This window comes from Bacillus nitratireducens, assembly GCF_001884135.1.
GTDB classification, from domain to species: domain Bacteria; phylum Bacillota; class Bacilli; order Bacillales; family Bacillaceae_G; genus Bacillus_A; species Bacillus_A nitratireducens.
This window is the reverse complement of sequence record NZ_MAOC01000033.1, coordinates 18,865-42,832: the sequence shown is the minus strand read 5'-3', so window position 1 is coordinate 42,832 and position 23,968 is coordinate 18,865. Positions and strand designations below refer to the sequence as shown.

Sequence of the window (23,968 nt, the reverse complement as noted above, 5' to 3'; positions counted from 1 at the left end):
CCGCGACTGTTTATACAGCCCCGCCCTTATCTTTTTTAAGATAAGGGCGGGGCTTTTTATATTTTAAAGGAGGAATATAAGGTGAGTATTTTTATTGGAGGCGCTTGGCCGTATGCAAATGGTTCGTTACACCTTGGACACATTGCTAGTTTGTTACCAGGAGATATTTTAGCACGTTATTATAGGGCGAAAGGTGAGCATGTGTTGTATGTTTCAGGAAGTGATTGTAATGGAACACCGATTACAATTAGAGCAAAACAAGAAGGTGTGACGGTGAAAGAAGTTGCTGATAAGTATCACGAAGAGTTTGAGCGATGTTTTCGTAGCCTTGGTTTTACTTATGATTGCTATACACGTACAGATAGTGAGCACCATCATGAAACTGTTCAAAAAGTCTTTTTGCGTTTATTAGAAGAAGGCTATATTTATAAAAAAGTAGTTGAACAAGCTTATTGCGAAACGTGTACGCAATTTTTACCAGATCGTTATGTAGAAGGCCTTTGTCCACATTGTCATGAGGCAGCAAGAGGAGATCAATGCGATGCTTGTTCTGCCATCTTAGATCCACTCGATTTGTTAGAAAAGAAGTGTAAGTTATGCGGTAGTACGCCATCAGTACAGGAAACAGAGCACTTCTATTTTGCATTGCATAAATTTCAGCAGCAAATTAAAGCGGCTGTAGAAATTGCAAAGCAGAAAGGAACATGGCGCGACAATGCAATTCAATTAACAGAGAGATATTTAAAGGAAGGATTACAAGATAGGGCAGTATCACGTGATTTACCAATTGGGGTACCAATTCCGGTGGAAGGATATGAAGATAAGAAAATTTACGTATGGATTGAAGCGGTGACAGGATATTATTCAGCGAGTAAACACTGGGCTGAAGAAACAGAGAAAGCTAATCAAGAGTTTTGGGATAGAGATGCGAAAACATATTATGTACATGGTAAGGATAATATTCCGTTTCACTCCATCATTTGGCCAGCGGTATTACTTGGAATAGGAGAAGAAGCGATCCCGCGTCATATCGTTTCGAATGAGTATTTAACAGTAGAAAAAAGAAAGTTATCGACAAGTAAAAACTGGGCAGTATGGGTACCTGATATATTGGAACGCTATAATCCAGATTCTATTCGTTACTTTTTAACAGTAAATGCACCAGAAAATCGTGATACTGATTTTTCATGGCGTGAATTCATATACAGTCATAATAGTGAATTGTTAGGTGCATATGGGAACTTTGTGAACCGAACATTAAAGTTTATTGAAAAGTATTATGATGGCATTGTGCCGAAGGGAATTATTAATGTAGAGCTGAAGGAGAAGATAGAAGGATTATATAAAAATGTAGGGGAATTGATTGAGCAAGCAAAATTTAAGGTGGCATTAGAGACAATATTTGATGCAGTACGTTTTGCAAATAAATACTTTGATGAAAAGCAGCCTTGGAAACAAAGAGAAGATGCCCCAGTTTCATGTGAAGAAACGATTTATAATTGTGTTTATCTTATCGCTAATTTTGCAAATCTCCTTGAACCGTTTTTACCATTTTCAAGTGAGAAAGTTAGAAACATATTGTCGATTGTTAAACAAAATTGGGAACCTCAAAATACGTTGCCCAATAGAATTGATAGCGTGCAGCCATTATTTGAACGAATTGATGTAAAACAAATTGAGCATGAGATAGAGAAGTTATATGGAGCGGTAAAGTGAGATATAGAAAAAAGACCTTTCAAGTAAATGAAAGGTCTTTTTTCTATGCACTATGCACACGATTATGTTTTTTTTCTTTCCTAGCAGTAAGTAGTTGTGGTGTGAAAATACCGAGTAATATAAATACAATCCCAATCCACTGCATGAGCGATACAACTTCATGAACAAGTGTAATAGAAGCGATAATTGCTGTTGGTAATTCAGCTGCACCTAATATTGTCCCAAGCCCCGTTCCGACTTTCGGTACACCAATTGAAAAACAAATGACAGGTACAATAACTCCAAACAGTCCAAGGAAGAAAGCATATTTCCATAGGCCTGCTTGTAAAGCGCCGTCCGTTAAAAAGGTAGGCGGGAAAAATAAACATACAATAAGAGTAGCACTCGTTGTCATAAGAAAGCTTTTCGTATAAGGCGGAACATCTGTAGCGACGCGCCCGCTTGCAAATACATAGAATGAGAAAGAGACGGCAGCTAATAGCCCGAAGATAATACCTTTCGTCGAAAAGTTTTGTCCAAGTCCTTCAAATACTCCACCAGCAAACAATGTACCAGTAAACAAAATAATAATAGATATAACTTTTTCACGGCTTGGGAATGTTCGGTTGGCAATTGCTTCGATGACTACACCAATCCAAGTGAACTGAAAGAGTAAAACGACAGCGATAGAGGCTGGCAGTTCTTCTACCGAAATAGCATAGAAAATACCTGTCATACTCATTGTGGTGCCGACTGTTAGTAACGAAAAGAATTGTTTTTTTGATACTTTATGACGTGAAAAGAAAAGGACAAGTAAAAGTAGGCCAATCCATCCGAAGACATATTGTCCTCCTAGTAGTTGGTGTGCTGAAAATCCATCGATGAATCCAAGCTTAAAAATAGTTGAAAGTACGCCGTAGCTACAAGCGCCGAATAAAACTAATAATGAATACTTAAATTTTTCCATGAGAAAACCTCCTTATATAAAGTGAAACTTTAATCAGTGGAGGGTGTTCATCCCTCACTGATTATTAGCCCGCACCAATCGGGATAAATAAAAAACGCCCGTTATCCTAATAAGGACAACGGGCGAACGAAACAGAGTAAGAGACTCTACAAAATTCCGCCACTCATACGAAGTATGAGTTTGGGGTATGAAATTATAGTAGTAGTTTACATTGCTTTTGGAAAGACAATTGAGCATTTTACACCTTGAGGTGTGTTTTGTATTCCATAAGGAAACTGATGTTTATCTAGTATTTGTTTTACAATATATAATCCAAGACCGCTACCTTGTACTAAACCATTGTTTCCAGGATTAGCGCGATAGAAAGGCTCGAATAGATGAGCGAGTTTGTCCTCATCTATTTGTGAACCTGTATTTAAAACCTCTAATGCGTAACCGTTCGGTTTTTCATAAAGCTTTATATATACATACTGATGATCGATTGTATAGTGAATTGCATTTGAAATAATATTAAAAATAGCAGTTTGAATAAATTTAGGATCAGCTAAAATTGTTACATCTTGTTTAATGTTAGATTGAACAGTTAATTGCTTTACAGATATAAAATAATCTACTTTCCTCATAACGTCCTCAATGATGTTAGATAGTGAAATAACTTCTAAATTCGGTTTGAATTGAGGATTTTGCATTTTGGATAATTCTGACATCTTTTCCATTAGTGCGTTAATATCTTGCATCATCTCATAGGATCGTTTTAGATATTTGTCTCTATCTTGGTATGCACCGATTCCGTGAATCATGCCATCTAGTTGTCCCATAACGGCTGCGATAGGTGTTTTTAATTCATGGGATACCATAGACATAAATTCTTTACGAGATTGTTCTAATTGTTGTTCTTTCTTGAGCTCATTTCGTAAATCTTTATTTGTTTCGTGTAGATTCCTCACAATAGTTGGGACTTGTGAAGCCGCTACTTGTAAATTGAAATCTGTTTGATCTGTATTTTTGTTAGGTGATTGTTTATCTGAACAGTCCAGATTTATAATATCTTTTAAAGTATCACTTATATATTGAAAAGGTTTGGCAATTAGTTTGGCATAAATTAAAGAACCGAGCAGAGATAATGCAAGCATTGTTACACCAATATTTGGAGCTAAGTGTTGCAAGGCATCTGCTAAACTTGGACTATCATGTGTTTCATTTGTTTTCTTTTCTGCATTTTGTGTATGTAAGGAAGCAGTGTTAGCGGCCGTTTGTTCCGCTTTAGTATGTGATTCAGTTTTGTTGCTTTCCCCCGAAAGATTTTCTGCATTTTCTTTTGCAGTTGCAGTTTGGCTAGGTTGCAAAAGATGATTAATAGCTGTAGAGAGTGTTTTGAAATCTATAATAGATGACTGGAAATTTGAGATGCTACCCTCTGAAACAACTTTATTTTCTTCTCTATTATTTTGTTCATGATTCGTAACTGAATCCGCATGTTCCACAGTTTGAGTTTCAGGGTTTTGCGCATAACGCTCTTTATCATAGTCTAAAGCTAGAAAATAAATAATTTGATACAGGCAAAGTGATAAAAGAACACAAAACAATAAGGTTTTGATGAAAATATTTTTGGTGATGTTATCCTTGCTATGATTCGATTTTGTAGCCAATGCCTTTCACCGTTTTAATATAAGGGATCCCCAATTTTTTTCTTAAATTTTTAATATGTGTATCTATAACTCTTACATCACCATAATGTTCATAGCCCCATACCTTATTTAACAAATCACTTCTTGATAATACTTTTCCTCGATTTTGTAACAAAGTATATATAATCTCAAATTCTTTAGTTGTTAGTTCAATTTGATTGCCATGAACATAAGCCGCATATGCTGTAGAATTTAACATCAATTCATGGAATTGTAGTATAGTTGCAGTTTCGGTTTCCTTCGTTGTTGTTCTTCTTAATACAGCTTCTACACGTTTAATAAATACCGTGTAATGGAACGGTTTCGTAATATAGTCATCAACGCCCAACTCAAACCCTTTAATTTCACTTTCTTCATTATGTAAGCCTGTTAACATAATGATTGGTACATCAGACTGTCCTCGCATAATTTTACAAATACTATAACCATCTATATCTGGTAACATTACATCAAGGAGGACAAGGTCGTATGAATTTTTTTGGAAAAGAAGAATTCCTTCCGTTCCAGCGCCAACCACATCAACGGTAAAATTTTGGGCAGTTAAAAATTCACGAATAAGTTCTTGTATATCTGGGTTGTCTTCAATCACCAGTATATGCGTCATAGTAACACCTCCTAAATAACGCTTTTTACTGCAATATTCGAATTCTTCATTTTTGGATGACTCAGGTTATATATATAATAAGCCCCTGCTATAAAGTAATCATAAAAGTAGCAAGGGGAATTGTTTATTGGAACTGAATATTTCAGAATCACAGTAGTTCTATTATAGTGTGCAATGTAACAGTTATAAAATATTATAACTGTTTAATTTTAATATCCATGTGTATCGATGTTTCGATGCTATTTAGTGCGGGCTACTTTTATTATATATGCAAGTATAGTTGTTTCGCTACTGTAAATGAATAAATAAAATAAGCCAAGATATAAAATTCTTGGCTACATGTAAATCTGGTTCATATGTTATTTTACAGTGACAGTGGCACGATCGTGGATACGTTCAAATAACCAATGTATATCATTGTTATACATGCGAATACAGCCAAGTGTTGTAGCTTTACCAATCGCTTGATTATTGTTAGTGCCGTGAATTGCATACGTTGTTCCGTATGTTCCTGCCATATTTAATCCGAGCCAACGATCACCGAGTGGATTACGTGGATCGCCGCCTTTAATATGTCCTTTATAATAAGGACGGTTTTTAATTTTGTTTACCACTTGAAAAGTACCTTTCGGTGTAGGCGTTGCAACTTTGCCAGTAGCGACAGAGAAGCTTTTTATAAACTTTCCATTTTGATAGAAATCCATTTTATTTAATTTCGTGTCAACGATAAGCTGTTCGTTAGTTGAAGCTGCTTCTGCAGACATATATGGAACAGTTAAAAAACCTAACGATAACATTATAGTTACTAGTAATTTTTTCATTATATTCTCCTTTTACTATGTTAGTAGTGTTATATACAACGAATTTGTAATCCGCGTAATGCTTGATGTACGTTTTCATTTAGTGATTCAAAAAAATTGGCGATTTTTGCATTATATTTGTTATTTTTATCAATAAGTAATCTTTCATTTAGTAGAAGCTCACCGTATAGCCCAAAGCTCTGTACTTGAATGTTCATTTCATCTTCTGTTTCAGAAATGATAGGTAAGAAATAATGAAAGGCTTTAGTTGGAATGATATAACTTTTTCCAATCATGCTTTCGTGATTAGAATTAATCCATTTTTTCGTGACAATCTTAATATTCTTTTTAGAAATGATAAAGGATAGCGTTGTAGATTTTGTTAAACTTACGTCAAATTCATTTGTTTCATATATGTGTAAGTTAAAAATCGTTTCATTTGGATGAGATTCAATATTGGTATTAATAAAATCGTGCATTTTATAAGCTTCCATTCCTATTCTCCCTTTTTTCATTTTCAGAAAGCGATTTATATTTATTCAATTTAATGTTTAGGTAATATAGTAGTAAAAGTATTCAACAAATTCCGATATAATCTTACAATACGTATATGAAGCTAATATGAAGTTAGTATGAGTTTGTTATGGTTTTTTATAGAGAACAAAATGAGGCGATTTCCGAGTGTTAAAAACTGGATAAGTTTTGTGTATTAATGTCCCTATCCAGTGTAATAGATAGGTGTCATCTCGTTTTAAAGCGATAATTTATATAATTAAATAAAGAATAGAAAACGTTAGTGTGAGCCTTACAAAAATGTAATAAAAATGTAAGCTATTGCGATAGTTATTTCGACAATTTTTTTATACAATATATAGTAAGAAGTTGTACGTGATTGAAAGGAGAGATGACATGGAATGGGTTCATGAATTATTTCAGCAATACGGGTATTATGTAGTGCTTGTAGGCTTGCTGTTAGAATATATTGCACTGCCGTTTCCGGGAGAGCCAACATTAGCATATGCGGGATTTTTAGCACAGAAGGGTGATCTAAGCTTACCTATTTTAATTATCCTATCCTTTATTGGGACAAGTGTAGGAATGACGATTCAATACTTTTTAGGGAATAAGCTTGGCATGCCTTTTGTTCAAAAGTATGGGAAGTATGTATTTTTAACACAAAGAAAAATTGATTTAACGAGAATGTGGTTTGATAAATACGGATATTTCCTTATCTTTATCGGTTTCTTCATTCCTGGAGTACGTCATTTTACAGGATACTTTGCAGGTATCATTAACTTACCGTTTCGCCGTTTTGCGATTACAATTTATTCAGGTGCTTTATTCTGGGTATCATTCTTCTTAATCGGTGGCTACTGGTTAGGTGGTAACTTACATGATATTTTCGGATTATTGGAAGATCATATCGGCAAAATCATTTTCGGAGCTATTGTCATTGTAGCAATTACGTTAAGTGTTCGTTTCCGCAAGCAACTAAAACGAGTATTTTTACAAAACGCAAGTTAATATGGAATCCATTCTATGTCAGATTTTAGAAAAGGCAGTGCTTTAGGGCACTGCCTTTTTTATTTTCCAGTTTGTTTTTATTTTTCCTTCGATACCGTAACCGGTCACTACTATATAATATGTTCCCGTTTTACTAGGGGAAAGTTCATACGTATCGTCGTTTAGTTCGGAAAGCGGTTCATATTTATTAAATTCACTAGAAAAGTAAGTGCTATAACCTTGATAGGCGCTATTTTCAGTAATAAGGAAGTTTACGTTAACTTCAAGTGTTTCTCCCTTTTTTACATAAACGGGTATTTTATGTGTGCCGTTAAAAAACGAGAATTCCGCTTCGAATGCATTTTTTGTACTATGCTCAACCCAGTTTTCTTTTTTTGTAAAATCAATAGAGCATATTACGATGAATAAAATAGGAATGATAATAGCGGTCGCATATCGAAACCATTTTGATTTATTTGCTATACATGTACATAAATAAAAGAAAAGTGAACAAATTGCTCCTACAGATCCTATTATGAGAGTTAGGATAATATCTCCCCCATTGTATATATGCAATGGAAGAAAGAATAAGTAACCAGATAGAATATAAAGCAAAACTTTTCTTGGCGTGCTATTATGTTTTGAACTTAATTTGTCAATTACAAGCGAGCATAAAATCGCGTAGAAGAAAAGAAGGTAAAACCAAAAATTATATAAAAATCCAGTTAAGTATGCGGAAGTTTTAAAGAAGTTCATATCACTTCCTATAAAGAAAAATAATAAAAAAGAAAAAAAGAGAGAACAGGCCGCTGAAAGTTTAATAAGAGCGTAAGGAAAGACCATTCTTTTATCCATGAGACACCTCAATTATGTAGTTCTTAAAAATTATTATATACGTTATATCTAGTATAATATATATGTATTTTTGACATGTATCTACGTCAAAATGACAATGATAATTGACATTTAACAGGATATTATTTACAATTTTAATTAAATAAATGAAAAAGAGGGAAGACATGAAGCTTCAAAATCGAGTGAGGGAATTTCGAGCAAAGCATCGTTTATCACAAGGTGAGTTAGGTAAAGCGATTGGCTCATCACGGCAAACCATTAGTTTAATTGAACGTGGGGATTATGCGCCATCTATTGTGTTATCGCTAAAAATCGCACAAATTTTTGGAGCGCCGGTGGAGGAGATATTTATGTTAGTGGAGGGGGAAGATGGAGATGGGGAGTAAGGGAAATGGGAAAATGACGGCTATATTGAAATTGTTAGTAGGAGCAATTTTTGGTGGGTTTATAGGGTATGTAGTAGGGGATATTGCAACAGCGGGTACTAGCAAAATATCTCCTGTTATTAGCGTCGTGATGGTGAGTGTATTTGGCGTAGCGATTATATATTATATTTGGAAGCGTACAAGAGCGCTCGCACAAACGAAAGATGAAGAAGAAAATGTTAAGGGACGAAGATTAGGGATAGCGCTTATTTATTTTAGAGTAATGGAAATTGTTATTCCATCATGGTTTGTTTGCTCAGTTATCGCTTTTTATAGAACGTATACAAGTGAGGGGAACTTGCTCTTTGTTAGTGTAAGTATTGTGGTATCTACAGTGTGCTTCATTGCTATAACTTGGTTAGGATCTGTAATGAGGAAAAGGTATAACGCTCTATATCCAGAACAGAGTGTTACGTATTCTCAGTCAATGGAAATGTGGGCAAAGAATGCAGATGAAGGGCAAAAGCAAATTGTTCATGAAGCGGGATATAAGGCATATCAATATACAAATATGACACTTGCTTGTGCGTGGTTGGTGGCGATTGCGTATGCAATTTTAGATGGAAAAGACTTCTTTATGGTCATTATGATTTCATTTGTTTGGGTTTTACATGTTGGAACATATATGTACGAAATGCATAGAAAAATGATTTATTAAGGGGAGAAAAACGGTGGACATTTTAAAAAGACCTGCTTTTTCAATGTTCGTTGCCTTCGTTTGCTCCGCTTTATACGGATTCATTCGAATAGAAAAAGTACAGCAAATTATAGAAATATGGGCCTTTTTCGGGATTGCATTGCTTGTGTTAGCTATTCATGAATTAGGGCATGTAATATTCGGTTTGATGGGTGGTTTGAAATTTAAGTTTATGACAGTAGGGCCTATTACTGTTCAAAAAGAAAAGGGAAAAATACGAATTCGAGAAAATAAAATATGGATGTATGTTGGTGGCGTCGCAATGTTAGTACCGCCTTCCACATACACACCGAACCTCTCAAAAAAATGGGCCTGGATGACTTTAAGCGGACCATTAACGAGTTTCGTATTTTGCATTGTATCAGGTTACATATATATGGTGAGTTATTACCACATGCTTTTATACTTTTCTGTGTTACATCTCGCAATCTTTGTCGTCACAGCAATTCCAATAAAGGGAACGCTACTAAGCGATGGCATGCAATTTCTCATTTTAATTAAAGATGATGAAAAGGCTAGAGAGCATTTATACACGATTCAAGTATCGAGTGAGTTATTTAGTTACAAAAGACCAGAAGATTGGGATGAGAGATTAATAGAACTTAGTGAGGAAAAATTAAAAGAGGATAAAAGTATAAGCGAGATAATGAGTGGACTTATGCTCGTCTTTTATGCCCGAGCTGATCAAGAAGGAATGGAAAAGGCGATAGTGTATTTAGAGAAAATTGTGCAGTTACCTGTGACAAAAGAGAATAAATATTTTGTTGGTAGTTTTCATAGTTGGTATCTTTTATATAGAGTACTGTATCAAAAGGAAGGTCTTTCTCTGCAAGAAGCGAAGAATCATGCAAAGGCCATTACAAGGCTAGACTTACATGGGTATTACCGCGCACAAGGAATTATCAAATATTTAGAGCAAGACATAGAAGCATTCCATATTTATATGAAGAAAGCAGATAAAGAGTTGAAGACCGCTGAGAAGAGTGAATTGGGATATTTACAACTGGAGAGAGAATGGTTTGAGCGGCTGAAGGAGAGGGTATCTTACGATGGGTGAGGTATCCTCTTTTCTATATGTAATCTTCTGCCGTTCCGTAAAAAGCTTGGGGCGAGTAAAATGAGGTAAGAAGAGCAAAGCTTGGAGGAATTCTAGATGGAAATTTTAACGATTATTTTAATAGTCTTGCTCATTTATGCTGTTTTTAAAGTAGCATATGTAGCATTAAAGATACTCGCGATCCTATTAGTTATCTTTTTAATCGTAGAGTTCGGCAGTAAATTACTTGGGGGATAGGGTATGTTGTACGCCTTGAGTGTCGAAGGATGTCGGTAAGTCGATATAATGAAAAAATCGCCGATATAAGTGGAGAAACGATCGATATATTTGAAAAATCGTTGATATATTCCGGTAAGTACCGGATGGGGTATGTGGAAAAGAAGTTGCCGTGGGGGTAACTTCTTTTTATTTTGATGATGGGTATGAACAGGGAAGGATAACAAACAAAAAAGCTGGAAGAATATCTTCCAGCTTAAGAGTTGCTTTCAATTTGTTGACCATTTTCTTCTTCGTGATCTTGTAGTAGGTTGAATACATCTGCTAGGCAGAATGCAATGAACCAAGTCCAAAGACCGTGGAAGAAAGCTGAGCTTAATTGAAGTGGTAATGTATAGTTTGTCATTGAGTAGGAAATACATCCGCCAACGATTCCGATCATTGTTAATAACATTGTTTTTTGAGCATTTTCTTCTGGATTGAAGAGGAAGTAAATGTATCCACCTAAAATTGAAGCGCTTACAAGGGTTTCGATTCCATTAAAAATGATATTCTCTCCAAGCTGAGTGTTTGTCCAGAAGCAGATTGTTCCGCCGATAATAGCAAACAGGACAGCTATTGTATATCTTATATATTGATTCATAGGTTCATCTCCTTATGTAATAAGATGATTTGGAAGTCAAAAAGGTAGGTATAGTATATTGAAGTGAATTTTAGTTGTACGTATCTTTTTATAAAAAGATCATGGAAGAATAACTAAGATGATCGGTTTTTTAAACCGTTACGTGTATGGTGTCTGAAATATACCTGACTGCTCGTTTCTTTTTGCTTGTAAAAATAAGAGAAACTTCCAAGTCTATATACTCTTTTTTTGTGAGTCTGCTTTCATTATAACACATTTAGGGCCACAATAATAGAATTATCTGATTTTGTAATAAGTGTAAAAAATAAAAATCGCAAGGAAATACCACTAACAATGCAGTTTAGTGGAAGAAGGATTTTAATTTATTATGATGAAATATGTAATCAAGGTGAGATCTAAGAAGGAGGCTTAAATACTATAAAAAATATTTTGTAGCATGAATGTAAGGGAGGAGAGCTAACTTGGAGATCACAACAGAAAGATTAATAATTAGACCTTTTAAGAGTACTGATTTACAGGATGTATTTGCTATTTATAATAATGATGATACATGTAAGTTCCTATTACATAATAAGTGGACTCATGAAGACATGCAGAAAAGATTTAATAAGAAGCTAGCAAACAATGTACTTACTGAAGAATCAATATTAAGTTTGGCAGTTATATACAAGACTAAAGTAGTTGGTGATTTATCCGTATGGTACACAAATATGAAAGATACTGTTGAGATTGGTTATAGTTTTTCAAATGAAGTAGCTGGGAGAGGTTTGGCAACAGAAGCAGTAAGTAGTTTGGTATTTAAATTATTTAATGAATTTAATGTACATCGTATACAAGCTAATCTTGATGCACGTAATACAGCTTCAAAAAAATTGTGTGAACGAATAGGCATGAGAAAGGAAGCCCATTTCATACAAGATTTTTGGAATAAAAATGAGTGGACAGATAGTTTTGTATATGGAATGCTATCCTCGGATTTGTAGTAATAAACTTCGTGGTTTTATTATGCTAAAGGGTGCGTTAGTTGAATAACAAAGGGCATAACATATTATATATGACTAATATGTTATGCCCTTTAATGTATTAACCTTTTTTATATACGTTTGAAACGGCCGACAATTTCAACTGTTTCAGTAATGTTCATAAATGCTTTATTATCCACTTGGCGGATAATACGTTTCATTTCGCCCAACTCGTAGCGAGTTACGACAGTGTAAATCATTTTTTTCTTATGGTTTGTATAGCCGCCGACAGCATCTACCATTGTCACCCCGCGTATGCCGTGATGTAGTAGTGAGCTTTTTATTTCCTCACCTTTTTCTGTAATTGTCATTATCGTTAATTTAATATGTTTTGTATGCACGGCATCAATTACTTTGCTGACTACAAACCGACTAATTAACGTATAAAGTGTAATATCCCATCCGAAAATAAATCCTGCTGCAACAAGTAAGATTAAGTTGAATCCAAAGATGATTGCTCCAATTGAAACATCGCGATGTTTCGCTACAATCAATCCAACAACATCAAAACCACCTGTTGAAGAAGCAAATCGGAATATGATTCCTGAGGCAGCACCGCAGATGACACCACCGAATACAGAAGACAGTAAAATATCGTCTGAAACTTGGTGTACTGGGATAATGTTCATCGCTAAAGATGATACAGCTACAAAGTATGCCGTTAAAAAGGTTGTCTTCTTACCTAAGTAAAAGTGACTTAAAATAAGAAGCGGAATGTTTAGTAAAAAGATAAGTGCTCCGATATTGTAGTGCATTAAATAACCGATAATCATCCCTACACCAGCGAATCCACCGCTAATCATATTATGCGGGATAAAAAACATATTCATAGAAATTGCATACAAAATAGAAGCTATAAAAATAACAACTAACTGTATGATAAATTCTAAATGAAATGTTTTAGCTGCTGGGAAGGATAAAAAGGCGGTGTCGGGAACGTAATCGGCGTCTCCTAGTTGACCCATAGTATGTTTCATCTCCATATTCATTTTTGATTACAAGAAGAGAATAAAGCTTTTTTCAAAAACTGGCAATAGTTTTATTATAATGCAAAAATTTTATAAATTTCTAACAAATTAAACCTATTCAAAGATACGTGTGAATATACTAAAGAAAGCGAATACATTGGTTTTCTAGCATAATTTTTTGAGAAAATATGCAAAAAAACTTTTGAGAACAAAAGGAAATAGAGAATGTTTGCTGAATATGCTAAAATGACTTTATTAAGGATGTGAAGCGATGGAATTTTTATTGCAGGATGCAATTCTATATATATCGTTTGTAACGACAGCGCTTTGTGTATTAGAAGTCTTTTTTCTTGCTAACGTTTCTCGCTTTGTACGTCAGCAAGCATCGAGCGGTAGACAGAGAGCTTTTAAACTAGTTGATACGTGTGAAGAGGGTATAGGAAATGTACCGCTTTTCTCTATTTTTTATAAATATGGAATGATTCGTTCTGTCCGTAGACAAGAATCGAGCGGAGAGAGTGACGAGGTAGGTCCGTATACACCAATGTTTCGCTAATTAATTACGAAACATTGGAGGAATGAACATGTTAAAATCATACCGAGCTGCGCTCATTAGTTTATCATTATTACTTGTTTTTGTTTTATCTGGCTGCAGTAATGCAGGCACAATCGATTCACATAGTACGGGAATTTGGAACCATTATTTCGTATATCCAATCTCGTTTATGATTCAATTTGTTGCTCATCATATACCTGGTGGAAGTTTCGGGATTGCTATCATTGTTATTACGCTAGTTGTTCGTTCAGCGATGATTCCATTAGCTGTTTCGCAATATCGCAGTCAAATGAAAATGAAAAAGATGCAACCTGAATTACAGAAGCTGAAAAAGAAACACGGTGATGTGAGTAAAGATCTTGAAAAACAAAAACAGTATCAAAAAGAAATGTCAGAACTAATGAAATCAGGCGGTTGGAATCCGTTAGCTGGGTGCTGGCCAATCTTTATACAAATGCCGATTTTCTCTGCTTTGTATTATGCGATTAGCCGAACTGAAGAGATTCGTACATCCTCATTTTTATGGGTGAACCTAGGACATGCAGATCCATATCATATATTACCGATTATCGCAGCGTTAACAACATTTATTCAAATGAAGGTGTTCCAATCAAATGTAACGCCTGGAGAGCAAGTACAGATGCTAAAAATACAGCAAATTATGATGCCTGCAATGATTCTATTTATGGGATTTGCGGCGCCATCAGGACTTGTGCTGTATTGGATTACAGGTAATTTATTTACAATGACACAAACAATTGTGCTAAGAAAAGTAATGGAACGTGAAGAAGTACAATTACAAAATGCATAGAAAAACACCGCTCATGATGAGCGGTGTTTTTTATTTACATCGTTAAGGAAATTTTAAGAAACCAACATTACTATTGGCATTGTATACGAAAGTGTACATGCTTTAGAAATATGAAGGAGGAAATTTCCTATGAAGAAGAAAACAGTTGGGTATTTAGCAATTGCAGGTGCTTTATCATTTGGAATTATAGGAGGAGTGGGTATACCAGCATTTGCGGCAACGAATACTCCGGCGGCTGAGCAACCTACAAAAACGGCGAAGAAGGATTTAGATGACGCTACAAAACAAAAAGTAAAAACGATTATGGATGATACAAAGAAACAGTTAGAGGAGCTAGGTGTAAAGCTTCCAGAGAAAGAAAAACGTAAAGATATGTTTGCGGGATTAGATGATCAGGCGAAAGAAAAAGCGAAGTCGATTTTAGAGCAAGAGAAATCTGGGGAATTAACACGTGAGCAAGCAAAAGAGGAATTAACAAAACTAGGTGTGAAATTGCCAGAGAAGGGTAAGCATAAGGAAATGTTCGCGAACCTAGATGAAGCGACGAAAGAAAAAGCGAAGTCGATTTTAGAACAAGAAAAGTCCGGAAAATTAACACGTGAACAAGCGCAAGAGGAATTAACAAAGTTAGGCGTGAAATTGCCAGAGAAGGGTAAGCATGGTGATATGTTTGCGGGATTAGATGATCAGACGAAAGAAAAAGCGAAGTCAATTTTAGAACAAGAGAAGTCTGGAAAATTAACACGTGAACAAGCGCAAGAGGAATTAACGAAGCTAGGTGTGAAATTCCCGGAGAAAGGTAAGCGTAAAGATATGCTTGCTGACTTAGATGATCAGGCGAAAGAAAAAGCAAAGTCTATTTTTGAACAAGAAAAATCAGGGAAATTAACACATGAGCAAGCAAAAGAAGAATTAACAAAGCTAGGTGTAAAACTTCCAGAGAAAGAGAAGCATGAAGATATCTTTACTGGATTAGATGAGGCAACAAAAGAAAAAGCGAAAGCAATTTTAGAAAATGAAAAGAAACAATTAGAGGAATTGAATGTTAATTTACCGCACCATAAATTTTTTATGAAAAAAGAAGATAAATAATTGAACTATGTCGTATCTTTCGTGTGGGCAACCGAAAGGTACGTATGCGAGGAGGCTGTCTTTGGGACAGCCTCCTTTTAGTATTTAGAGTGATATCGTTGTCGTTTTTGTCGAATTATCGATATGATTTCATTTACGATCTTATGGCGTTCGTGGAAGAGGAGATTAGAGAAATAAAGTAGCTTCTGTTATAATATAAGAAGAGAAATATTTCTTATGTTATATAAAAAATATATTGATTTTTTCTAACAATTCAATATAATGGGAAATAACTACAAAATTCGACATCAAGAAGTGATGATGAGGACATGATCAATTTTTTACGATTCTCAGAGAGGGAAGCCTTTGGCTGTGAGCTTCCTAATACGGGAAAATCGATTACCCCCTCTGAACTGCAGCAGTGAACGAATATCTAGTAATTGCTTGCCGGCAAAAACCGTTATTTAGACTTGAGAAATTGGTGAAGTGTGTCACTTTGCGAATTGAAACAAGGGTGGAACCACGAATACAACACTCGTCCCTTTTTAGGGAGGAGTGTTTTTTTATTTCATTTTTGCATCACACTAGAATTGGAAGGAGGATATGCAGCATGCATCATGATGAGAAAAACAAAATTGGTTTAACAGTGGCACTTTCTATCGTAGTAGGAACTATTATTGGGTCTGGTGTGTTTATGAAACCAGGGAGTGTATTAGATTACTCAGGGAGTTCTAATATGGCTATTTGGGCTTGGATAATTGGTGGTCTGTTGACGTTAGCAAGTGGTTTAACAGTAGCCGAAATTGGAGCGCAGATTCCGAAAAATGGTGGGTTGTATACGTATTTAGAGGAGATTTACGGAAGCTTTTGGGGGTATCTATCTGGCTGGATGCAAACGATTGTATATGGTCCAGCTATTATTGGAACGTTAGGTTTGTACTTTAGTTCTTTAATGATTAATTTTTTCTATTTAGATAAAGTCTGGAATTTACCAATTGCAATTGGAACAGTTGTGTTCCTAGGCGTTATAAATAGTATGGGAACAAAATATGGAGGCATCGTTCAAACCGTTACGACAGTTGGGAAGATGATTCCAATTATATTAATTGTTGTGTTAGGGTTTTGGAAAGGGAATAGTGATATCCTCAACGTAGTTGTACCGATATCAGAAAATCAAAGTATCGGGATGGCAATTTTGGCAACTTTATTTGCTTATGATGGTTGGATTTTACTCGCTTCTATTGGCGGAGAAATGAAGAACCCAACAAAATTATTACCGAAGGCAATGACAGTTGGGATTTTAATTGTAACAGCTGCTTACGTATTAATTAACTTAGCGTTATTAAATGTATTACCAGCAGCGAAAATTGTAGATCTTGGAGAAAATGCAACAGCGACAGCTGCGGGCATGTTACTTGGAGAATATGGCGGGAAAATTATTAGTATCGGTATTATCATTTCTATTTTCGGCTGTTTAAATGGAAAGATCTTAACATTCCCACGTATTCCGATGTCGATGGCAGAGCGTGGACACCTTCCGTTTTCTAAGTTTATTGCAAAGGAAAGCCCAAGATTTAAAACCCCAGCGAATGCGATTACTGTTGAAATCATATTAGGAATTATTTTAATGCTTATTAGTGATCCGAATAAGCTATCTGAGATTTCCGTATTCATTATTTATATTTTCTACGTAATGACGTTTATTGGTGTCTTCATTTTAAGAAGACGTAACAAGGATAAAGAGCGTGCATATAGTGTACCGTTATTCCCGATTGTACCAATCGTTGCGATTTTAGGGTCATTGTTTGTACTTGGAAGTGCGATTATTAACGATCCGGTAAGTTGTTTCTTATCGATTGGAATGGTATTTACTGGACTTCCAGTGTATTGGTATTTAAATAAGAGGAACAAAACTGAAGTGTAATGATTGAAGGGTAGGCGTATAATACGCCTACCCTTTTTTACTGTAAAAAAGTTGTACTTGCTTACAGTTTCTATTTTGGTTACTATAGTCGTAGTAACCAAAATAGAAAGCGTGGGGAAAGACTTGAATTTTCGTGTGTATATTCTAGCTATTGCGGCTTTCGTAGTCGGAACGGTTGAGCTAATTATAGGAGGAACGCTCGATTTAGTTGCCAATGATTTAGGAGTATCTATTAGTGCAGCTGGTCAGCTTATAACAATATTTTCAGTAGTATTTGCTTTGTCAGGTCCGGTTTTATTAGCATTAACCGGCAAGTTTGAAAGAAAGAAATTGTATGTTGTGGCATTATCAATTTTCTTAATTGGAAATATCGTTTCGGCATTTAGTGTGAATTACGGGATGTTAATGTTCTCAAGGGTAATTTGTGCAGCGAGTGGATCGCTTATTATTGCACTGTCAGTAACACTTGCTTCTAGTGTAGTAGAGCCACATTTTCGTGCGCGTGCAATTGGAATCATTTTTATGGGGATTAGTGGATCGCTCGTACTTGGGGTACCACTTGGCCTTGTACTCGGAAATGCATATGGATGGCGTGCGCCATTTGTGTTAATTTCAATATTAACGGTTATGGCGATTGCTTGTATTTCATTATTCTTAACGAAAGTACCACCAACATCGGTATTATCAATAAGAGAACAAATTGCTACGTTAAAGGATAAAAAAATTGTAAGTGCACAGTTAACATCATTTTTATTTTTAACAGGTCATTTAACACTGTATGCATACTTAACACCATTTTTAAAAGATGTGATGCATGTGGAAGCGAACTGGATTAGTGTATTTTACTTCATTTTCGGAATTGCAGCGGTACTTGGAGGTGGCCTTGGCGGCTGGCTTGCTGATAAATGGGGATCGAAGAAAAGTATTATTTCCATCATTATCGTATTTGCATGTGCAATCTTTATGTTGCCGATGATGACATTCTCATTCCCGCTGTTCATTATTATGATGGGACTTTGGAGTATGCTGAGCTGGGCAATTTCGCCAGCACAGCAAAACTATTTGATTGAAATTGCGCCAGAATCAGCTGGTATTCAGCAAAGTTTAAATAACTCTGCACTTCATTTAGGAATTGCACTTGGCTCAACAGTGGGCGGAGTTGTTATTGAGAAATCATCTGTTATATATAACGCTTGGGTAGGCGGCGTTTTCATTATATTGGCACTGCTTTGTGCGATTTTCTCTATTACGAGAGGACGCTCTACTCAGTTCGCGAAAGAAGAATCTATCGTTTGATAGGTTCTTTTTTGTTTTGTAAAAAATTGAAGGGTTTAGCAGGGGCGGAGAGAAGGGTGTATATAGCGAGGTGATAGTACATGTATTCAAATTTTTCAATAATTGGTTTTCTATTTACGATCATACCATTCTTTCTTGTAATTTTTATATTTAGATGGGTTCGTTTCATCTATCAAAATTCAGAGAAACAAGTGGAGCAAAATGAGAAAATTATTGAACTGTTGATGGAGATAAAGGAGAAGAATAAGTAATAGTAGTTATTTTGAAAATAATTATATACAGATATAAAGAAATTTAATTTTAGCAAATTTGAAAGGTACTTTTGAAAGTGCCTTTTTATTATGTTTGAAGGGCTGAGCGCAAATTATCTTTATTTATCAATAGTCAAATGAGAATGAGAATGAGAAATTCAAAATTCGCAGTTTATCCGTTTAAATTTCTCAACAATTCGACAAGATACTACAAAAAAACCACCTATTCTCTTTTTTTTACTATAAGTACAATGAAACAGTAAGATTGCTTCATGTAGAAATTTATATATGGTGGTGGAGAGAATGAAACGAAAGATGTTAGGAAAATGGTTTAGTTTTTTAAGTGCTCTTATTATTTTATTAGGAATTGCAATGCCACAAGTGAAGGCAGAAGTAATGAACAGAGAAACATATAAAATGGATTGGAGCTATAGTAATTCGAAACAGCGTGAAATAAAGACAGAGATAATTAAAACGGCTTCGGGTAGTATTGCGTATTGTTTAACGCCTGATTTACGTTCTCCCAATGGGGATGATTTGCCTGAAATGGGAAAAACATCTGATGCTGTATATCGTGTTTTATTAAATGGATATCCTCAAAAAAGCCCATCTGAATTAGGTGTAGCGACAGTAGAAGAAGCGCATTATGCGACACAATTAGCAGTATGGATTGCAGCAAATGAATTAACGGAAGAAGATTTAGTTGCAAAAAATGAACGAGTACATAATCTTATGAAGAAGTTAGTAGAAGCTTCAAAAAATACAACTGGATCACAAGATGTGTTTTTTGAAGTTAATCCTGTAGATCCACAAACTGCTACACAAAAAGGTGACTATTTAGAAACAGGGTTTTATGCAGTGCAAACAAATGCGGTTTCTGGCTCTTATACAATTCTTCCTGAAAATGCTCCTAAAGGACTTCGAATTGTAAATGAAAATGGAGAAGAGAAAAGTACATTACAAATTAACGAAAAATTTAAAATATTAATCCCGAAAGATACGAGTAGTGGAAATTTTAAAATGAAAGTGAAGTCTACTTTAACAAATTTACAAGCAATAGCTTTTAAAGGCTCGGGAAAAGTTCAAAATACAACGGTATTGTTACAAAGAAATAGTGAGAAAATCAGTACAGATTTAGCTGTAAATTGGGAATCAGTAGGCTCTTTAAAGATTATGAAATTAGGAGAAAAAAAGGAATTATTAAAAGGAGCTGTGTTTGAAGTCTCTAATGAAAACTTTAAACAAAATGTTACGACAAATGATAAGGGGGTTGCGGAGCTAGGTAATCTTCCAATCGGTATATATAGCGTCAAAGAAATTCAAGCGCCAGCTGGATATGTGTTAGACGAAAGTGTTAAAAAAATTGAAGTGAAAACTGGTGAAACAGCTGTATTAGAGTTGAAAAATGAAAATCTAAAAGGTGAATTAGAAATAACGAAAGTAGATGTAGCGGATGGAAATACGAAACTGCCAAATGCAGAGTTTACAATTTATAACGAACAAGGAAAAGAAGTAGTAAAAGGAAAAACAAATGAGCAAGGTGTAGCGAAATTCAAACTAGCATACGGAAAGTACACGTATAAAGAAACATTAGCACCGAATGGATATGTAATAAATGAAGAGACATTCGCATTTGAAATAAAAGAGAATGGAGAAATTATTAAACATATTGTGAAAAATAAGAAAGAAGAAAAGGCATCACTTCCTTCTAAGCCAAATAAGCCAACACCGAGTGGAGAAGTGAAACCTTCCACTGATGTGAAGCCGGTAAAACAACCTAATACTCATAATGAAGTTCGTTTACCAGCTACTGGTGGCGTCGGTAATGAATTTACGTCGTTATTCGTTTTAGGAATTAGTTTTATTATTGCTGGTGCTTATGTGTTAAGAATGAAAAATAGAAAAGAAATGTAGAAAAAAACGCCTTGAAATAGAGGCGTTTTTTTTAGTATCTCAACTTCATCAACAAGCTCTTAATTTCCTCATCTTCCATAAAGAGATCATGGTGTTTCAGGGTAATCTTTGCAAGTGCAACATCATGATAGAAGAACTCCGTAAAGAACTTCACGAAAGGTTGTGACATTGTTTTCATCGCTTGCCATGATTCTTGCTCTACACCAGCAAATAAAATTTCACGATCGTCAACGATGAGTAGTAAGTAGCGCTCTAATGCGTTAGGTTCTTCAGTTGGGATTAGAAAATGCATGTTTTCTAAGTCTGTTTCTACTTTTCCAACTATGAGGGACTCGATTTGGACACCTTGTTTTGTTTTTTGTTCTAGTAAAGGAAGATATTCTAAAAGGGTATCGTTCCATGCGGATATGCGTATAGATTCTTTTGCATCTTCTATAAGTTGCCTACTTTGTACTTTAATAGAAGACTGCATTTTTAAGCTCCAAACGCGGTCATCTGTAAATGACTTTTTAGAAATATTATTTTCAAGTTCTTTAATATTAGATTGGAATTCTGTCGTTAATTTTTCAATTGCTAGCTTGAGTGGTAATGCTGTATACAACTTTTTCTTTTCTGAAACAGAATCCATTACCATCCCCTTATCAATGAGGCGTGCTAACACTTCATATATTTTTGCTTTTGGAACACCTGAATGTTTAACGATAGTTGTTGCATCTAATGGTTCGTTGCTTGATACGACAACTTCATAGGCCTGGCTTTCATATTGTGAGAAACCGAATTTTTGTAGCATAGTTCCCTCCGAACGAATGAGATTATATGTTAAGGATAATGAACTATTTGTTTTTGCACAAGTGTTGAGATAATAACTAAGTTGATTGAAATGAGAATAAATTTTAATTTTTTATACTATATAGATTGAGCTTTTATATTTATCTATTATACTTAATATAGTAATTAATAGAGTTATAATTCATCGAGAAGGAGATGCTTGAGGGAAGATGTTGAGAAGTTTAAAAATTGCAGTAGTGTTTTCGGTGCTTATTTCTATGATGTTTGTAATATTAGGTACAGCTGTGTATCAATTACAAAAAGAAAAAGAAACGCACTCCTTAGACCAGTATTCTAAAAATACGATGGATCTTGTGACAGAGCAATTAAATGCATTTATGCAGCAAATTGAAGAGGGCATGGGGTATTATGGGAGCCATTATAGCATTCAAAATATGTTACAAGATGGAGTTACGCCAGAAGAAGAAAGTTCTATATTAAAGGAGTTTTCCTATTTTAAAAAATCCCACCCCGATATTTTAGACGTATATATTGGGACGAAAGATAAAAAGACATTAAGTGCAAATATTGCAGATGGTGGGACGATTCCAGAAGGATATGATCCGACGAGTCGCCCTTGGTATAAAGCAGCAGAAGCAGATACGAATTCTATTATTTGGGGACAAACACATTATGAAGTTGCGACAGGCAAGCTAAGTATCGGAGTTTCAAAGGCTATTGTTGGTCAAGATGGCTCAGTATTAGGAGTTATGGCAATGGACGTATCGCTAGGGACACTTCAAAAACTACTCCATAATATTCAATATAACAATGGCGGGGAAATGTTTATCGTAAATGATAAACATATTGCCCTTGTATATCCGGGGAAAGTTGGGAAAGATGTTTCGAAAGAACCACTTGTGAAAAGTTTAAATAAAGGTGAAACGAGATTTGCAGTAACGACACTAGATAAGAAAGATGTAGTTGCGTATAGTCAAACCTTTAATAAGATGAACTGGAAGGTAGGGATTGTATATCCGAAAGAGGAAATTGATAATTTACTTGTAGAAACAAGAAATACGGTTATTTTAATGGCGTGTATAAGTTTATTAATTGGAATAGTTGCGTCATATATATTCTCAAGAAGATTAGCAAGACCATTACAACTATTAACAAATCACGTTCAAAAAGTAGCGGAAGGTGATTTAACACTCCAAATGAAGGTGACAAGTAAAGATGAGGTTGGTACGCTTACGAATCACTTTAATCATATGGTTGAGCAAATGAATGAAATGGTAAGTGAAATTAAAAATAGTGTATCGACAGTACAGCAATCAACTCACAATCTGTATTATTTAACGAATGAAACGGTAGCGGCTAGTAGAGAAGTTTCAGGTGCAATGGATGATGTGAGCGGAGGCGCATCTACTCTTGCTAATAGTGTAGATAAGGTTTCAGCGCAACTTGAAAATATGGCGCAATCGATGGAAGAAATGAATGGTTCCGTTGGTGAAATAAAGGGAGTGACTGGCAAGGCGGAAGAAGCGTCTAAGCAAGGATTAAATACGATGCGGAATTTAGTTCGTACAAGAGCACAATCATCTTCTATCGTTGTTCATACGGAAGAAGCATCCGGTAAGTTAGAGAAAAGAGTTGGATCCATTCAAAATGTTGTAGAGCTTATAAAGGGTATTTCGGATCAAACGAATTTACTAGCTTTAAATGCTTCGATTGAAGCAGCACGTGCAGGTGAGCAAGGTAAGGGCTTTGCTGTTGTTGCTGAAGAAGTTCGAAAGTTAGCGGAACAATCGAAAGAGGCAACAGGAGAAATCGCAACGATGATTGGCGATGTACAAGTAGAGGTAAAACGAGTTGTAGAAGTTGTAAGTAAATTAAAAGATATTGCAGATGTACAAAATAAAGTTACGACAGAGGCAGAGGCAGAATTCCGTACAATTATGTCAGTTGTAAGCACAATTAGTACTTCAGTCGAAAAGATTGTAGCAGAAGTGCAAAATATAGGTCATGAGCAAGAAGAAATTACAGAAGTTATGCAAACAATTGCTAGTACAAGCCAAGAGAGTGCAGCTGTTTCTGAAGAGGTTAATACAGCGACTGAGTCACAAGTTAATCATTTAGAAAAAGTGGCTCATACAATGGAAAGTTTGACAGAGAATATGCAGGACTTAGAAAGATTGGTTGAGCAGTTTAAAGTAGACGAATAACAAATTATTAAA

23 protein-coding genes and 1 other annotated feature are annotated in these 23,968 nt (G+C 35.2%); of the genes, 14 read left to right on the top strand and 9 right to left on the bottom strand.

Going from position 1 to position 23,968, the window contains the following annotated elements; translation table 11 throughout:
* Positions 1 to 81 precede the first annotated feature (81 nt).
* Positions 82 to 1,716 carry a methionine--tRNA ligase gene (gene metG, locus BAU23_RS13260; protein ID WP_071734612.1) on the top strand — a complete coding sequence of 545 codons (1,635 nt, stop codon included), beginning with the start codon at positions 82 to 84 and terminating at the stop codon, positions 1,714 to 1,716.
* A gap of 43 nt (positions 1,717 to 1,759) precedes the next feature.
* Here the strand turns inward: metG and BAU23_RS13255 are convergent, their stop codons facing one another.
* The 5 genes from BAU23_RS13255 to BAU23_RS13235 form a co-directional block, all read right to left on the bottom strand.
* On the bottom strand, positions 1,760 to 2,662 hold the full coding sequence (locus BAU23_RS13255) for an EamA family transporter (protein WP_000410493.1): 903 nt from the start codon (positions 2,660 to 2,662) through the stop codon (positions 1,760 to 1,762).
* A gap of 206 nt (positions 2,663 to 2,868) precedes the next feature.
* On the bottom strand, positions 2,869 to 4,311 hold the full coding sequence (locus BAU23_RS13250; protein WP_071734611.1) for a sensor histidine kinase: 1,443 nt from the start codon (positions 4,309 to 4,311) through the stop codon (positions 2,869 to 2,871).
* Entirely contained in the window at positions 4,289 to 4,954 is a 666-nt protein-coding gene (locus BAU23_RS13245; protein ID WP_071734610.1) for a response regulator transcription factor, read from the bottom strand. Before BAU23_RS13245 ends, BAU23_RS13250 begins: the two co-directional genes overlap by 23 nt.
* A gap of 359 nt (positions 4,955 to 5,313) precedes the next feature.
* Positions 5,314 to 5,775: a L,D-transpeptidase gene (locus BAU23_RS13240; RefSeq protein ID WP_000735646.1), complete on the bottom strand. Its 462-nt coding sequence runs from the start codon at positions 5,773 to 5,775 to the stop codon at positions 5,314 to 5,316.
* Positions 5,776 to 5,804: 29 nt separating this feature from the next.
* Positions 5,805 to 6,248: a DUF3978 family protein gene (locus BAU23_RS13235; RefSeq protein WP_071734609.1), complete on the bottom strand. Its 444-nt coding sequence runs from the start codon at positions 6,246 to 6,248 to the stop codon at positions 5,805 to 5,807.
* A gap of 415 nt (positions 6,249 to 6,663) precedes the next feature.
* Here BAU23_RS13235 and BAU23_RS13230 point away from each other — a divergent pair, with 415 nt between their 5' ends.
* On the top strand, positions 6,664 to 7,278 hold the full coding sequence (locus BAU23_RS13230) for a DedA family protein (RefSeq protein ID WP_000455363.1): 615 nt from the start codon (positions 6,664 to 6,666) through the stop codon (positions 7,276 to 7,278).
* A gap of 42 nt (positions 7,279 to 7,320) precedes the next feature.
* On the opposite strand, the gene BAU23_RS13225 is transcribed toward BAU23_RS13230, so the two are convergent.
* Complete coding sequence (locus BAU23_RS13225) at positions 7,321 to 8,013, bottom strand: hypothetical protein (RefSeq protein WP_002077813.1); 693 nt, start codon at positions 8,011 to 8,013, stop codon at positions 7,321 to 7,323.
* Positions 8,014 to 8,258: 245 nt separating this feature from the next.
* Between BAU23_RS13225 and BAU23_RS13220 the strand changes: the two genes are divergently transcribed.
* From BAU23_RS13220 to BAU23_RS13205, 4 genes are all read left to right on the top strand, one after another.
* Positions 8,259 to 8,498, top strand: a complete 240-nt coding sequence (locus tag BAU23_RS13220) for a helix-turn-helix transcriptional regulator (RefSeq protein WP_208611241.1) — start codon at positions 8,259 to 8,261, stop codon at positions 8,496 to 8,498.
* Positions 8,482 to 9,195 (top strand): DUF3169 family protein, encoded by a 714-nt coding sequence (locus BAU23_RS13215; RefSeq protein ID WP_083583353.1) that lies wholly within the window; start codon positions 8,482 to 8,484, stop codon positions 9,193 to 9,195. The genes BAU23_RS13220 and BAU23_RS13215 overlap by 17 nt, the downstream gene beginning before the upstream one ends.
* A gap of 13 nt (positions 9,196 to 9,208) precedes the next feature.
* Positions 9,209 to 10,291, top strand: a complete 1,083-nt coding sequence (locus BAU23_RS13210; protein ID WP_083583352.1) for a M50 family metallopeptidase — start codon at positions 9,209 to 9,211, stop codon at positions 10,289 to 10,291.
* Positions 10,292 to 10,387: 96 nt separating this feature from the next.
* Positions 10,388 to 10,528: a DUF3985 family protein gene (locus tag BAU23_RS13205; RefSeq protein ID WP_000404783.1), complete on the top strand. Its 141-nt coding sequence runs from the start codon at positions 10,388 to 10,390 to the stop codon at positions 10,526 to 10,528.
* A 235-nt stretch (positions 10,529 to 10,763) separates the two neighbouring features.
* On the opposite strand, the gene BAU23_RS13195 is transcribed toward BAU23_RS13205, so the two are convergent.
* Positions 10,764 to 11,150, bottom strand: a complete 387-nt coding sequence (locus tag BAU23_RS13195; RefSeq protein WP_001077772.1) for a DUF3938 domain-containing protein — start codon at positions 11,148 to 11,150, stop codon at positions 10,764 to 10,766.
* Positions 11,151 to 11,611: 461 nt separating this feature from the next.
* Here BAU23_RS13195 and BAU23_RS13190 point away from each other — a divergent pair, with 461 nt between their 5' ends.
* On the top strand, positions 11,612 to 12,133 hold the full coding sequence (locus BAU23_RS13190) for a GNAT family N-acetyltransferase (RefSeq protein WP_000406912.1): 522 nt from the start codon (positions 11,612 to 11,614) through the stop codon (positions 12,131 to 12,133).
* Between the two features lie 110 nt (positions 12,134 to 12,243).
* Here BAU23_RS13190 and BAU23_RS13185 read toward each other — a convergent pair whose 3' ends face one another.
* On the bottom strand, positions 12,244 to 13,137 hold the full coding sequence (locus tag BAU23_RS13185; RefSeq protein ID WP_000530031.1) for a YitT family protein: 894 nt from the start codon (positions 13,135 to 13,137) through the stop codon (positions 12,244 to 12,246).
* Positions 13,138 to 13,411: 274 nt separating this feature from the next.
* Between BAU23_RS13185 and BAU23_RS13180 the strand changes: the two genes are divergently transcribed.
* The 6 genes from BAU23_RS13180 to BAU23_RS13150 all read left to right on the top strand — a co-directional run bounded on the left by BAU23_RS13180 (position 13,412) and on the right by BAU23_RS13150 (position 20,963).
* A complete protein-coding gene (locus BAU23_RS13180) occupies positions 13,412 to 13,696 on the top strand; it encodes a hypothetical protein (RefSeq protein WP_000394940.1) in 285 nt (94 codons plus the stop codon).
* A gap of 28 nt (positions 13,697 to 13,724) precedes the next feature.
* Positions 13,725 to 14,507, top strand: coding sequence for a membrane protein insertase YidC (locus BAU23_RS13175; RefSeq protein ID WP_000920516.1), 783 nt, complete (start codon positions 13,725 to 13,727; stop codon positions 14,505 to 14,507).
* A 129-nt stretch (positions 14,508 to 14,636) separates the two neighbouring features.
* Positions 14,637 to 15,599 (top strand): hypothetical protein, encoded by a 963-nt coding sequence (locus BAU23_RS13170; protein ID WP_071734605.1) that lies wholly within the window; start codon positions 14,637 to 14,639, stop codon positions 15,597 to 15,599.
* Between the two features lie 288 nt (positions 15,600 to 15,887).
* Positions 15,888 to 16,124: a binding site (T-box leader), on the top strand.
* Between the two features lie 64 nt (positions 16,125 to 16,188).
* The gene (locus BAU23_RS13165) at positions 16,189 to 17,502 is read left to right on the top strand and encodes an APC family permease (protein ID WP_071734604.1); all 1,314 of its coding nucleotides are present in this window, start codon (positions 16,189 to 16,191) and stop codon (positions 17,500 to 17,502) included.
* Positions 17,503 to 17,553: 51 nt separating this feature from the next.
* Positions 17,554 to 18,798 carry an MFS transporter gene (locus BAU23_RS13160; RefSeq protein WP_116733293.1) on the top strand — a complete coding sequence of 415 codons (1,245 nt, stop codon included), beginning with the start codon at positions 17,554 to 17,556 and terminating at the stop codon, positions 18,796 to 18,798.
* A gap of 554 nt (positions 18,799 to 19,352) precedes the next feature.
* The gene (locus BAU23_RS13150) at positions 19,353 to 20,963 is read left to right on the top strand and encodes an MSCRAMM family protein (protein WP_071734601.1); all 1,611 of its coding nucleotides are present in this window, start codon (positions 19,353 to 19,355) and stop codon (positions 20,961 to 20,963) included.
* A gap of 31 nt (positions 20,964 to 20,994) precedes the next feature.
* Here BAU23_RS13150 and BAU23_RS13145 read toward each other — a convergent pair whose 3' ends face one another.
* Positions 20,995 to 21,753 carry a TrmB family transcriptional regulator gene (locus tag BAU23_RS13145; protein ID WP_071734600.1) on the bottom strand — a complete coding sequence of 253 codons (759 nt, stop codon included), beginning with the start codon at positions 21,751 to 21,753 and terminating at the stop codon, positions 20,995 to 20,997.
* Positions 21,754 to 21,961: 208 nt separating this feature from the next.
* On the opposite strand from BAU23_RS13145, the gene BAU23_RS13140 reads away from it, so the two are divergent.
* Positions 21,962 to 23,956, top strand: a complete 1,995-nt coding sequence (locus tag BAU23_RS13140) for a methyl-accepting chemotaxis protein (RefSeq protein ID WP_071734599.1) — start codon at positions 21,962 to 21,964, stop codon at positions 23,954 to 23,956.
* Positions 23,957 to 23,968 lie beyond the last annotated feature (12 nt).